The organism is Rhodanobacteraceae bacterium (genome assembly GCA_024234055.1).
GTDB lineage: Bacteria > Pseudomonadota > Gammaproteobacteria > Xanthomonadales > SZUA-5 > JADKFD01.
In genome coordinates this window covers 520,316-534,210 of the sequence record JACKOW010000002.1, presented here as the reverse complement: position 1 = coordinate 534,210, position 13,895 = coordinate 520,316, and the positions used below count along the sequence as shown (strand labels likewise).

General features: G+C 62.7%; 8 protein-coding genes. 2 read left to right on the top strand and 6 right to left on the bottom strand.

Annotated elements, in window-relative coordinates:
• Window positions 1-30: 30 nt before the first annotated feature.
• Window positions 31-1,863 carry a hypothetical protein gene (locus H7A19_06460; protein MCP5474468.1) on the top strand — a complete coding sequence of 611 codons (1,833 nt, stop codon included), beginning with the start codon at window positions 31-33 and terminating at the stop codon, window positions 1,861-1,863.
• A 48-nt stretch (window positions 1,864-1,911) separates the two neighbouring features.
• Here the strand turns inward: H7A19_06460 and H7A19_06455 are convergent, their stop codons facing one another.
• The 6 genes from H7A19_06455 to H7A19_06430 form a co-directional block, all read right to left on the bottom strand.
• Window positions 1,912-4,305 (bottom strand): hypothetical protein, encoded by a 2,394-nt coding sequence (locus H7A19_06455; GenBank protein MCP5474467.1) that lies wholly within the window; start codon window positions 4,303-4,305, stop codon window positions 1,912-1,914.
• A 461-nt stretch (window positions 4,306-4,766) separates the two neighbouring features.
• A complete protein-coding gene (locus tag H7A19_06450; GenBank protein MCP5474466.1) occupies window positions 4,767-7,235 on the bottom strand; it encodes an ABC transporter permease in 2,469 nt (822 codons plus the stop codon).
• 512 nt (window positions 7,236-7,747) lie between these two features.
• A complete protein-coding gene (locus tag H7A19_06445; GenBank protein ID MCP5474465.1) occupies window positions 7,748-9,370 on the bottom strand; it encodes an NAD(P)-binding protein in 1,623 nt (540 codons plus the stop codon).
• A complete protein-coding gene (locus H7A19_06440) occupies window positions 9,370-10,377 on the bottom strand; it encodes a pyruvate ferredoxin oxidoreductase (GenBank protein ID MCP5474464.1) in 1,008 nt (335 codons plus the stop codon). The genes H7A19_06445 and H7A19_06440 overlap by 1 nt, the downstream gene beginning before the upstream one ends.
• Window positions 10,378-10,845: 468 nt before the next feature.
• Complete coding sequence (gene porA / locus H7A19_06435; GenBank protein ID MCP5474463.1) at window positions 10,846-12,099, bottom strand: pyruvate ferredoxin oxidoreductase; 1,254 nt, start codon at window positions 12,097-12,099, stop codon at window positions 10,846-10,848.
• On the bottom strand, window positions 12,092-12,673 hold the full coding sequence (locus H7A19_06430; protein MCP5474462.1) for a 2-oxoacid:acceptor oxidoreductase family protein: 582 nt from the start codon (window positions 12,671-12,673) through the stop codon (window positions 12,092-12,094). Before H7A19_06430 ends, porA begins: the two co-directional genes overlap by 8 nt.
• Before the next feature lie 217 nt (window positions 12,674-12,890).
• Here H7A19_06430 and H7A19_06425 point away from each other — a divergent pair, with 217 nt between their 5' ends.
• Window positions 12,891-13,883: a hypothetical protein gene (locus H7A19_06425; GenBank protein ID MCP5474461.1), complete on the top strand. Its 993-nt coding sequence runs from the start codon at window positions 12,891-12,893 to the stop codon at window positions 13,881-13,883.
• Window positions 13,884-13,895: the final 12 nt, after the last annotated feature.

Here is a 13,895-nt window from a genome sequence, read left to right as displayed (position 1 = left end):
GACCTTGATGACTCCACCTGGATATCGCGCATGCGCTCATGGCTACGACTACGCTGGCGCGCACTGCGCCGCCTGCTGACTCCCGATGGCTTCGCGCTGGCCTCGATCTGGGTGCAGCTGGCTGCCATCTTCGTCGGCAGTGGTCTGCTGATCCTGTTCATGTCCTTGCTGATCGGCGATCTCTCCACCAGTTATCGCTGGTTCGCCGATCCGTCGAGCTACGCGGACGCCGAGGGCTGGGCACAACTGGTGTTTGGTCTGGTCCAGGTGGCGTTCGGGCTGATCCTGTTCTCCTTCATCATCTCGGTGCTGTCGGCCTCTCTGGAACAGCTGATCGAACGGATCAAGGGTGGAACCCTGCCTTACCGCAAGTCCGGGCATCTGTTGATCGTCAACTACAACGTCAAGCTGCCGCTGATCCTGGACGAGATCAATCTGCGGGCGCAGCGCCTGGATCGCACTGAAGATGTGGTGCTGTTGTTTCCCGATAGGGCCACCGTGGATCAGTTCTGCGAGCACCTGGAAGCCGAGCGCTGGCGGCAGTTGCAGATCTACGTACGCCAGGGAGATCTGCTGCACTGGCACACCTACGAGAAGCTCGGCGCGCTCAAGGCGCTGGGCCTGGTGGTGTTGGCGCCCGAGGACGAGGTCGACGAGTTCACGCGCGACAATCGCAACCTCAAGATCCTGACGGCGCTGATCAACGAGCAAGCCTTCATGCACCATCTGCTGGAGCGACAGGCGGCCAAGTCGCCAGTCAAGTGTTCGATCGAACTCTCCAACCAGACCTACAGTCGCGACATCGCCCTGGCGCTGACAGCGGTTCGGGGTGGCTCCCTGTTTGCCGTGACCACGCCTGGCGATGTCATCGGCAGCGTGCTGGCCCGATCAATGGTCGACATCGTCTACTACAAGGCCTTCTTCGAGCTGCTGTCATTCCACGGCTGGAATGTGCAGTTCGTCGATCCGGCTGCCGTGGGACTGGAGCAGCGCGCCCCCGGAGTGGCCTTTGAGCAACTCATGCTGGGAATTCAGGGCGGCACCCTGGTCGGCTACTCGCGGCTGGATCGCTACGGACATTTTGATCTGTCCTTGTGCCCTTTCGGCGAGCCGATGCAAGCGCATGACTGGTTGATCGTGGTCACCCGTGATCAGCGCAAGCTTCGCTACGTGCCGCCTGCCGCGAGCGTCGAGTCCCATGCCGACATCGCTGCGATCCAGGTGCCCAGCGAAATCGTCCATCGGCGCCTGTGCGTGATCGGCAGCACCTGGCCGGTGGCCGCGCTCGAACACTTCATCGACCAGCCCAGTCGCGATTTTCTGCAGGCCGCGCATTTCGATTTCGAGGACCCGCAGCGCTACTTCGAGCCGGAATTCGTGGCTTCGCTGCGCATCGAGGACTATGACCATATCGTCATCAACCTGCCCGATGAACTCGGTTTCCGCCTGACGCTGCTGCTGCTGTCGGCCTCCGAGGCCGATGATCCCTTCCTCGAATCCATCATCACCGTGCTGACCGATCCGGTCATCGAGGAGTTGCTGAACAAGAACGTGCGCTACCGCAATACCGTGCTGTCACACAAGCTGGCCGCCAAGTACATCGCCCAGCTGTCCTTCCAGAAGAATCTGGAGAAGTTCTTTGCCGAACTGGCCATGCCCAGCGGTGTGGAGTTCAACCTGCTGAACATCGGCGAACACATTCCGGTCGAACTGGTCACCGACGAACCGCGCCTGCGGCGCCTGCTGGCGGCACGCAAGCTGGTCTATCTCGGCGCAGTCGGCGCCAGCCGGCATGTCCATTTCGACGACGGCCATCTGGCCGGGGCCCGCCAGCTGCTGGTGCTGGGGCATGGGACGGTGTGAACTGGGCAGCGCCGAGCACTTTCGCCGATGCTACAAGGCTGCAGCGGCCTATTCGAAGCCGTCACTGAACAGCGGCATCTGGGAGCAAACCGGCACGCCGGAGACTGGATGCGTGTACGGCGCAGACGAACCAGATTGCCAAACATGGTTGCCATCCGTTCCGCCGACAAAGTCTGCGGTCAGGGTTCTGTTGCACGCCGTATTCCATTGGATACTGCATTGTGCTTGCGACGTGGTTGCGTTGATTGGCGTGAGCGTCAGGTCTGTGCAGGAGCCGCCCGGTGTGCCGGTGACCGTGACGTGGCCTTTGGTTGGCGCAGTGGTAGCGCTGACTTCGACGGTGATCTGCACCAATTGCCCAATCGCTGATGAGCTCGGTGAGGTCTGCGTGATGACGGTCTGCGTCGAAAGGGCGGGTCCGTAGGCGATGATAAAAGGGCTCACCTGGCTGCCGGCACGCGCAAATGCTCCACCTGCGATCAGCTGTCCTTGATAGCTGATGAGATTCAGCGGGACATATTCGAAGTTCTCGCCGAACACGCTCCATTCGCTGCCATCCCAACGCCAGACACGTCTGGTGTTGCCACTCCCGCCAGACGCCAGCAACTCGCCGTTGTGGACCGCAAAAGTGTAGACGGCTTGGCCCGCCAGCCCATTGCCAAGCAGGCTCCAGCTTTGCCCATCCCAGCGACGAATCTCATAGCTCGCGTTGTTCGGGTAATTCCGCCACGCTGACGCAATCAGTTCACCGTTGTACACCGCAAGTGAGGTGACGATGTCGGCCTGATCACCGCCCAATGGTAGCCAATCCACTCCGCTCCAGCGATAGATTGCCGCGTCGCCATTTCCGGCGATGATCAACTCCTGGTTGAACACAACCATCTTCCGGACATCGTTGAGCGGCAATGTGCCCATTGCCGTCCAGGCGCCGCCAGTCCAACGCGCAACCCGCTCGACGGGAACTCCGCCTGCAGTTGTGAAGCCCCCGGCTGCAACAAGGTCATTGTTGAACTCACCAATGGCCCCGATTGCGCCATTCATGCCGCTGCCCAGTGCCGTCCAGGCATTGCCATTCCACTTTGAAACCTGCGAATCGCTGAAACTGGATAGATAGCTGGCCGCTACCAATTGGCCTGAATGCTGAGCCAGTTCGATGACCCTACCAGGGAGACCGTCACCCAACGTCGACCACTGGCCACCAACCCAGCGGGCAACATAGTTGGCAGAAAGCCCCCCCGCATTGCGAAAATTGCCGCCGACCACTAGATCGGAGCCCAGGATTGTGCTGGTCAATACGGGAGCGTTGATTCCACTGCCCGTTGGTGCCCAGGACAAACCGTCCCAGCTTGCAAGATACGCTGCGGGGGTCGTGCCGGCGATCCGGAAATTGCCGCCGGCATAGAGCCGGCCGGCATGAGCGAGGAGGGTTTGAATCGGACCGTCGGTATTCTCTGCCATGGGATCCCAGTTGGCTCCGCTCCATCGCATGAGATAGCCGTTGGGGTTGTTGCCGCCGACAATCAGATCGCCGTTCCAGACCGCCAGGGTATAGGCGCGGCCCTGCAAGGTTCCAGGGCTGGTCCAGGCATTGCCGTCCCAGCGCGCAATCGAATTCTGTCCGACCATCAGACCGTATCTGCTTCCGGCGACCAGCTGACCCTGATGAACAGTGAGGCTGGTTACCCAACCGTTCAAACCGTTGCCGATCGGCAGCCATTGGCTACCGGTCCATTGGGCAATGAACCGGGCCTGGACTCCGCCGGCAGTAGAAAAGTTACCACCCGCTACCAGAACGCCATTGAAATCAACCAGTGCTGAAATGGGCTGCTCCATACCGGGGCCGAGTTCATCCCAGCTGACGCCGTTCCAGCGCACCACCACGTAAACAGAGGATCCAACCGGGTTTTGCGCTGGGAGCGCTCCCACCAAGGCACCCTGGAATATCGCAAGCGCCGCGGGACTTGGCTGGTTGCCGAATCTCCGCCAGCGTTGACCATTCCAGCTGGCAATTCCGTTGACAATCAGGCCACCCGCAGTTTGGAACTGTCCACTGACAATCAGCTCATCGCCAAACGGCACAATCTGGCTTACTGGGCCGTCCAGTCCAGTCCCAAGCGGACTCCAACTGGTGCCATTCCAGCGGCCGATGTAGCCCATTGCGATGCCGCCAGCTGCCGTGAACGGGCCTGACGATGAGGTATTGCTTGCACCGGCATAAAGGGCTTCGCCACTGCCATCGTCCCACATGGCGAGCGCCTGAATCGACCCTTTGGGTCCGGCATTGTCTGCAAAGGTGGCGTTCCACTCGGTAATGGTGCCTGATGGAGCCGATGATCCATTCGCGTGGGCAAGCAGCGATACACCTGACATGGTCAGCAGCATGAACAGAGAGATGGCGAGGCGCCGAAAGGAGAACAGGGAGTCAGATGTCATATGGGTCATCAATTAACGGAGCAACGAATGTCTATCGACGCAGTTTCATGCATCGCATAGGGATAGGCGCGTTGCAGCCATGCAGTGCGTGGTCCCTAGTGAGCGGGGGGCTACTCGGCTGCAGGCGAGCGAATTGGGTGACGCCCCATTGGCCTCGGCGACAATGCTCGCAAGCGAGAGCTAGGTAACGCAAGCTAAATTATGTTTGACGCAAGGTAACGCCCGGTCATTCGGCCCTGGTGTAGCAGGCGGCCGATGCACGAGCCCTCGGCGAACCTGCACCCGTTCCCGGGTCTAGCTATGCACCGCAGAGTGCCGACTCGCGGAATGGTGTGAGGGACTCGGCGGAACTGGTCGGATCAACTCAGAGAAGGCTTGGCCGTGGCAGCGGATTCATCCTGATCGGCGCTTCGGGAATAACCGTCCGTCGTGAGCGGCGTCCGTTCCCAGTGGAGCAACACGGTGATCGTTCACTCCTGCCGCAAAGCCATCAATGGCTGCGTGGCTGCGGCTCTGTGTGCCGTCAGCCAACAGGCGAACAGGGCCACACCGCCGAGCAGGGTCGTGACGACCATCAGGGTCAGAGGGTCTGCGCTGCTGACGCCGAAGAGCTGCGACTGCATGAACCAGGACAGGGTCAGCGCCCCGATGATGCCGAGCCCCAGTCCATAGCCGACGATGCGGGCACCCTGGCCGAGCACCAATCGCTGTACGTCGGCGGCATTGGCGCCGATGGCCATGCGCACACCGATTTCGCTGGTGCGCTGCTGCACCATGTGCGAGAGCACGCCGTAGATGCCGATGATGGACAGCACCAGGGCAACCAGCGCAAAGATCAGTATCAGCACCATGGGCGCGCGGCGACCTTCCATCGAGATCGCGATACGCTGATCCAGGGTCTTAATGTTGTGGACGGGTTGCAGCGGGTCCACTCGGAGTACCGCATCACGTACGGCGCCGACCAGGCTGTCGGGCGGCAGCTGTGTCTTCAGCACCAGGAAGCCCTCACTGGGTGCCTGCTGGCGGTAGCTGAAGTAGTAGCTTTCCTTGGTGACCTCATCGGTCAAGTTGATGTTCTTGATAGTGCCGACCACACCGATGATGGTCCAGGCTTTGGCCTCGCCGCGCCCACCCCAGAGAATGCGTTGGCCCACGGCATCGCCCTGGGGGAAGTATTTGCGCGCCAGTACCTGGTCGATCACCACCACGCCATTGGCCTCTGCGCTGTCGGCGACCTCGAAGGTGCGACCCTGCAGCACCGGGATGTTCATGGTCGCGAAGAAATTCTCGTCGACGATCCGGGTGTATCCATGCGGAGAGGGTTGACCCTCGCCAACTTCCCGGCCATCGATGTTGTAGGACGAGGTCCAGTTGCTGTTGCCGAAGGGTAGATTGCTGACGAAGGCTGCGCTGCTGGCGCCGGGGATAGCGCCGATTTCCGCCAGGGCGCGCTCGAAGAACTGGCTGCGTTGCGCATCTTCGCTGTAACGCTTTTCGGGCAGATCCACCTTGGCCGTCAGCGTGTTGTCCCTGGCGAATCCCGGATCCTGGGCCTGAGCACTCCAGAAGCTGCGTATCAGCAGGCCAGCGCCGACCAGCAGGCTGACCGCCAGACCCAATTGCGCCACCACCAGGATGCTCCGGGTCATGCGTGCACCGCGACTGCCGCCCATGCTGCGGCCGCCTTCCTTGAGCACTTCGTGCAGCCGGGTGTTGAGCGGCGACAGCGCCGGCATCAGGCCGAAAAGCACGCCGGTGGCGGTGCTGAGCAGCAGGGTGAACATCAGCACGGACGGATCGATGTTGATCTGGTCGGCCAACTTGTTGCCGGCGAGGTTGAACACGTCCAGCAGATGCAGGGCGAGATAGGCCACGACAATGCCGATGCCACCGCCGATCAGCGACAGCACCGTGGCTTCGGACAGCAGTTGTCGGGCGATACGCCAACGGCCGGCTCCCATGGCGGTCTTTACCGACAACTCCTTCTCACGCGCATAGACCCGCGTGAGCATCAGGTTGGCCACGTTGGCACAGGCAATCAGCAGCACCAGTGCCACCACCGATTGCAGCAGGAACAGCACCGGCTTGATCTCGCCTACCCACTGTTCGCGCAGGGATTTGGCAGCGCCATAGAAGCCGCCATCACGAATGAAGCTGGCATAGCCAGCCGCCCGTTCATCGGGGAGGCCGGCAATGCGCTCGGCCAGACTCAGGGCATTGGCGCGCAACTGTGAATTCAGCTGCTCGACCGTCGCGCCCGGGGCCAGTCGACCGACCGAGCCCGAATACTCGTTGCCGCGCTCGTCGTCACTGCGTTGTTCCGGGGTGAAGGCGAAGGGCACCCAGAACTGCGCGTCCTTGTTGGGGAAGGCAAAACCCTGCGGCATCACGCCGAGAATCTTGTAGCTCTCGCTGTTGAGTTTGACGTCCTTGCCGACGATATCGGGATCACCGGCAAACAGGTTCTGCCAGGCGTTGTGACTGATGACGGCCACATGATCCTGGCCGATGACTTCAGCCTCCTCGCCGAAGGTGCGACCCATCGCGGCATCCACGCCCAGCGTGCTGAACAGGGAACTGGTGGCACGAATGCCGATGAGCCGCTGTGGCGCACCTTCATCGCTGAGATTGAAGCTGGACGGGCTATACAGTGCCAGGTCCGCCAGCGCCGCGACCTCACGCTTGCGGTCCAGATAATCGGGAATCGAGGTGCCGGCGTCGAACAGGTTCATCTTCGGGTAGACGTTGTAGACCTGCACCAGGCGTTCGCCATCGGCGTAGGGCAGGGGTTTGAGCAGCAAGCCATTGAGCACGCTGAACACGGCCGTGTTGGCGCCGATGCCCAGCGCCAGTGTCAGGATCGCAGCGATGCTGAAACCGGGACGCGCGATCAGCGCACGCAAAGCGAATCGCAGGTCGGAAAAGAATCCTGAAAACATCGTTGCTCTCCTGCGCTGTGCTGCGTGCCGGACCAGGTGCCAGAGCCCGGTTGCCGCGCGGCAGCGAAGTGGCTGTCAGCCACAGTGGTGAAAGTTCTGTGGTGACGCTGAGCAGGATGCGTGCCAGTTGCCGCAGGCGGCGCAGAGCAAGTTCGAAGTAGACCGCCTCAGTCAGATCTGCATGGGCCCAGTTTGAGTCCATGTGCATGATTTGTGGACTTTTGTTGCGATGGTCGATAGCGGTCGGAAGCGGCTGTCGTCGGCGTTGGGATGTCCACGGCCAAGGTAGATAGCTGACCCATGCAGATCAAGATTGTGCGTATTCGAACAAGACGTGCGGGATCGGGCACAGCTGCGGCAGTCGCGCCGCAAGGGCGCTCCTACCTGTGGGAGCGGATTCATCCGCGACCGGCGCTTCGGGAATCAACGGCTATCGCGGACGGAGTCCGCTCCCACAACCCACAACCCACAACCCACAACCAATAACCAACAACCAACAACCAACAACCGCTCTAGCCCCCTTCCGGCACCATCTTGATCGCGCCGCAGGGGCACTCGCTGACACAGACACCGCAGCCCTTGCAGTAGTCGTAGTTGAAGGCGAAGCGCTTGCCGGGGCCGAGCTTGATCACGGCGTTGTCGGGGCAGACGCCATAGCAGTTGTCGCATTCGAAGCAATTGCCGCAGGACAGGCAGCGGCGGGCTTCGAACAAGGCGGTCTGCTCGTCGAGGCCGCCGCTGACTTCGTCGAAGCTGGACTGGCGCCGGATCAGATCCAGCGTCGGCCGCAGCTGTTGCGGCGCTTCGGAGTAGTACCAGGGATTGATCTGCTCGAACTCGGCAAGTTCATGCTTTTCCGCTGGTTGATAGCGGCTGCCGCGCAACCAGGCATCGATGTGACGCGCGGCCTTTTTCCCATGTCCGACAGCCACGGTCACCGTGCGCTCGGAGGGCACCATGTCGCCGCCGGCGAAGATGCCGGCGTGTCCGGTCATCATGTTGCTGCCGACGTCGACCACGCCGTCCTTGATCGCCAGGCCGGGCACGTCGTCGAGCAGCGACAGGTCCACGTCCTGACCCAGTGCCAGCACCACGGTATCGGCCGCCAGGGTTTCGAATTCACCGGTGGGTTGCGGGAAGCCCTCGGCATCCAGCGCCATCTTTTCGATGGTGATCTCGCCCTCGGCCGCCTGCTTGATGGTCGATAGCCATTTCACCATCACGCCTTCGGCCAGGGCGTCCTCGATTTCGAAATCATGCGCCGGCGCCCGGTCGCGGGTGCGCCGGTAGACGATGATCGGCTCGGCGCCCAGGCGTTTGGCGCTGCGTGCCACATCGATGGCGGTGTTTCCGCCGCCGTAGACGATCACGCGGCGGCCCAGCATGGGTTTGTCCTCACCTTCCATCGAGCGCAGCACCGAGACCGCATCGACGATGCGTGCAGCGGTGCCGGCCGGGATGTAGGCGCGCTTGCCGATATGGGCGCCCACGGCCAGGAAGGCGGCGTCGAAGCGACCGGCCTGCATGGACTCCTGGATGCGGTCGACCTTGGTATTCAGGCGCAGCGTGACGCCGAGATCGAGGATGCGCTGCACTTCGGCGTCCAGCACCTCGCGCGGCAAACGGTACTTGGGAATGCCGAAACGCATCATGCCGCCGGCCAGCGGGCCGGCTTCGTGGATCTCGACGCTGTGCCCGGCACGGGCCAGATGGTAGGCGGCCGACAGACCCGACGGGCCGGCGCCAACGATGAGCACGCGCTTGCCGGATGTGGATTCCGGTTTGGCAAAGGCCCAGCCGCGTTTGATCGCTTCATCGCCGAGAAAACGCTCGGTGGCGTTGATGCCCACCGCCGAATCGACATACTGGCGATTGCAGGCGTTCTCACAGGGGTGGTAACAGACCCGGCCCATGATCGCTGGCAGCGGGTTGTCCTCGGTGAGCACGCGCCAGGCCTGCTCGTAGTCGCCGGATTCGGCGTGGAACAGCCAGCCCTGGATGTTCTCGCCGGCCGGACAGGCGTTGTTGCACGGCGGCAGCTTGTCCACGTACACGGGCCTGAACGTGCGCCAGGAACCGGTGTGATTGGCCAGCGAGGAACCCGGATCGAGGGTAATGGCAAAGGGTTTGTCCATCACACACCCTCCAGCAATCGATACTTGCGGATATTGCGATCGGCTCTTGCCTGCAACTGCACCAGCGGTGCGGGATCGGCACCCGGTTTGAACAGATGGGCATAGCGCTTCTGCGGCTGCAGATAGTCCTCCACCGGCATCTGCTTGCGGATCTTGCCGACGCTGGTGATCTCGCCGTGCTCGGCTTCGAACACCGGAAACAATCCGGTTTCCCTGGCCAGTCTGGCCATGCGGATGGTGTCGCAGGAGGCACTGCCCCAACCGAGCGGGCAGGGCACCAAGATGTGGATGTAACGAGCGCCGCGGATGCCCATGGCGTGCCTGACCTTGGCCTCCAGGTCGCGCAGGTCGGCGACCGTGGCCGTGGCCACATAGGGGATCTCGTGGGCCATCGCGATGCAGGGCAGGAACTTGCCCTGGCCGAAGACGTTGCCGGGTGCCAGACCCACTGCCGGGGTCGTCGCCGTGCGCGCGGCGGCGGGCGTGGCCGATGAGCGCTGCACGCCGGTGTTCATGTAGCCCTCGTTGTCGTAGCAGATGTACAGCACATCATCGTTGCGCTCGAACATGCCCGAGAGACAGCCAAAACCGATGTCGGTGGTGCCACCGTCGCCGCCTTGGGCCACCACGCGCACATCGCCACGCTCGCCCTTGGCGCGCTTGACCTTGATCGCCGCGGCAATGCCGGTGGCCACTGCCGCGGCATTGCCGAACAGCGAGTGGATCCAGGGCATCTGCCAGGAGCTTTCCGGGTAGGGCGTGGAAAACACTTCCAGGCAGCCGGTGGCGTTGGCGGCAATCAGTTGGCCCTCGCAGGCGGCCATGGCGGCATCGATGGCATAGCGCGCCCCCAATGCCTCGCCGCAACCCTGACATGCCCGATGTCCGGAGTTGATTGAGTTGAAGCGTTTCTCACTGGACTGGATGCTGCGCTGATCGGGCTCCAGCAGGCGATTGCCGACCGTGAAGGTGCCGGTCTGATAGAACTTGACGGGCTGAAAGCTCATGAGGGTGCTCCGGATTGTGCTTTCGCGGACTTGGGGCCGCGGCGCGGGGTGTCATGAAGAGCGCTGGCCGCGAAGGGCGCGAAGGGAAAGCAGAAAGGACGCGAAGGGACGATCTGACCGTCTGCGGCTTTGCGTAGCCCGATGTGCGCGCAGCGCTCTCCGGGCGGTGACGCGAAAGAGCCCCTGTGAGCCGCTGCGCGGCACATCGGGCTACGTGTTGCATCACGTCCATCGGTTGGCGTCATTGCGACCCCGGACTTGAACCGGGGGAAGCAATCCAGATGCAGAGTCGCAAGGCGCTGGATTGCTTCGTCGCTGCGCTCCTCGCAATGACGCCTCAGGAATCGGTTGGCGAGTGAAACTGGAGCTGGCATCCGATCAAATTCCTTCGCGTTCTTTCTGCTTTTCCTTTGCGTCCTTCGCGGCCAACGCTCTTTCTCCGGCTTCGCCGAAGTCGTCGGTCTGGCCTCAATAATTCCGCGCCGCCACCACGCCGGCATCGCGCAGCAGGGCTTCGGCCACTGGGCCACTGCGGCGCTGGGCTTTTTCGCGCTCCAGTTGCTTGTTGACCGCCTTCCAGTCGAGATCGAGAAAGGTGGTGCTCTCGAGCTGATCCTGTTCGGCCTGCAGCAACATGGCGCGCAGCGAGCGTTTGGTGATGGCGCGGCCACCGAGGCCGGCAATGACGGTGTAGCCGAGCAGACCCATGCCGGTGACGGCCATCCGCACGTTGACGGCGAGGATGCCGCCGACGCCCACGGCCAGGCTCTTTTCCAGGACCACGAAGCGCTTGCAGTGCGCCAGAGCCGAGGCGACTGCGGCCATCGGGAAGGGTCGGAAGCAGGTGATGCCGAGCACGCCGATGGCGTGACCGGCCTCGCGCAGTTCATCCACGGTGTCCTTGATGGTGCCGAGCACCGAGCCCATGGCGATAATCACGGTCTCGGCGCCATCGAGTCGGTAGCTGTGCAGCAGGCCGCCGGATTCGCGTCCGAACACGGCCTTGAATTCGGCGGCGTAGCCGGGCAGCAGTTCCAGCGCCTGCATCTGCTTGGCATGCGCCAGATAACGCACTTCCATGAAGGCCTCGGGGCCGACCATGGCGCCCATCGACACCGGATCGTTGGGGTCGAGTACCTGGCGTGGCTCGTATTTCGGCAGATAGGCATCGACCTGCGCTTGCGTCGGCATGTCCACGCGCTCATAGGCGTGGGTGAGGATGAAGCCATCCATGCACACCATGATCGGCAGGCTCAGTTCCTCGGCCAGTCTGAAGGCCTGGATGTGCAGGTCCAGCGCCTCCTGATTGGTTTCGGCAAACAGCTGCAGCCAACCGCAGTCACGCATGGACAGCGAATCGGAATGGTCGTTCCAGATGTTGATCGGTGCGCCGATGGCGCGGTTGGCCACGGTCATGACGATGGGCAAGCCCAGCCCCGAGGCGTTGAACACCGCTTCAGCCATGAACAGCAAGCCCTGCGAGGCAGTCGCGGTATAGCTGCGGGCGCCGGCGGCCGAGGCGCCGATGGCCACCGACATCGCCGAAAATTCGGATTCGACATTGATGAACTCGCATTGCTGCAGCGAGCCATCCTTGACCATCTCGCCGAGCGCTTCGACGATGTGGGTCTGCGGCGAAATCGGATAGGCGCAGATGACTTCGGGCCGGCACAGGGCCACGGCTTCGGCGACCGCACGAGAACCTTCGATCTGCTTAAGCATGGCTCACACCCTCCAGGGCCTCGCGGACCCGCTGATAGGCCTCGGTGGCGGCGGCGACATTGCCCTCGGCCACCTTGCCGGCGAATTTTTCTCGGATGGCCTTGCACACCGATTCCAGCTGGATCACGCCGGAGATGGCGGCGAAACCGCCGAGCAACGGCATGTTCGGCAGCGGCCTGCCCACGTGTTTCAGCGCCAGGTCGGTCGCCGACACGGTGCACAGGCGCTCGGCCCGATGCGCCGCCAGAAAATCGGCCAGGCCGAGCTCGGCAAAGCTCTTGTTGGTGTTGATCAGCACATAGCCATCGGCCTTGAGTCCGGCGAAGCAATCGATCTGATGCAGCAGGGTGGGATCCTGGATGATCAATGCATCGGGTTCCATGATCGGCTCGCGCAGGCGGATTTCCTTGTCGTCGATGCGACAGAAAGCCACCACCGGGGCACCGGTGCGCTCGGAACCGAAACTGGGAAATGCCTGGGCATGCCTGCCCTCGTCGAAAGCCGCGATCGAGAGCATTTCCGTGGCGGTGACCACGCCCTGTCCGCCGCGACCGTGGATGCGTACCTGGAACACCGCCACCTCCCCGACCAGCCTGGTTCGAATGCGCGCTCCCGAGTTCGGGAACAGCCGCTTGCACCCAGTCTAGGCCGCTGAGAATCGGCGACCTTGATCAGGATTCAGGTCTGCTCAGTCGCACCATTGCCGATGTCGCCGGTTGATTCTGGTCAAGGTGCTGCGGGGCATTTGCGCCTTAGATGGCGGCGGACTCCCTCGATGCGAGGTGATCGCCATGACAAATCATCGCGCCGCCGCAGATGCCCTGGTCTGGGAGATCGAGGTTCCCCTGCTGAACAACCGGATGATCACCGGGGCGCTGGTGAAGGTGTTTGCGCTGTCCAGCGCCATCGGTGCCAGCATGCTCAGTCTGGTGTTCCTGACGAGCGGCGAATACCAATCCATCGGCATGATCTGGCTGGCATTCGGCGCTGTCGGTCTGGGGCTGATGCTGCTGTCGCTGCTGATCATGCTGCTGGTGTTCGGCAACCGCATGCATTGCCGCATCCGCGTCGACCACAAGGGCGTGGTCTTCGAGACCATCGACCGTCGCGCCAGAACCGGCAACTGGCTGTTGCTGCTGTTGGGCATGCTCAGTGGACGGCCGCAAGCGGCGGGCATGGGCATGATCGCCGCGTCCGATGAGCGGCGCAGCCTGAGCTGGCGCGGGGCCTTCCGGGCCGAGTATCAGCCAGATCGATTGGCGGTGGTGTTGCGCAACCGCTGGCGTCGGCTGCTGATCATCTATGCCACACCCGACAACTACGACGCCGTGGCGGCACGCATCGGCGCCGAAATGGCAGCGCATGGCACCGAAGCGCGTCTGCCGACCCGGTCGCCCCTGCGCGGCTATCTGCTGCAGAGCGCCTGGGTCGTGCTGGCCTGCGTTCCACTGTTCATGCTGGTCGAGGAATTCGATGTCTCGCTGATGCTGCCCCTGCTGCAGCTGTGTTTCGGGCTGGCCACCGTGTGGCTGATCGGCCTGTTCGGCTATGTCCTGTTGGCGCTTGATCTGGTGCTCGTGGTGGTGTTGCTGACGGAAGCGCTGAGCGTGCACGAATCCTGGTTGCATCGCGGTGAGTTCTACGCCAGCTGGACCGTGTATTCCGATGCCGACTGGGTGCTGCTCGCCTTGTCGGCGGCAGCCATGGGCGTGCTGGCGGTGATCGGCTGGCGCGGCGCGCGTGGGCGTGCGCCCGGCGTGCTGATTGCCGAGACGCAGGAGTGAGTGGGCGATGAC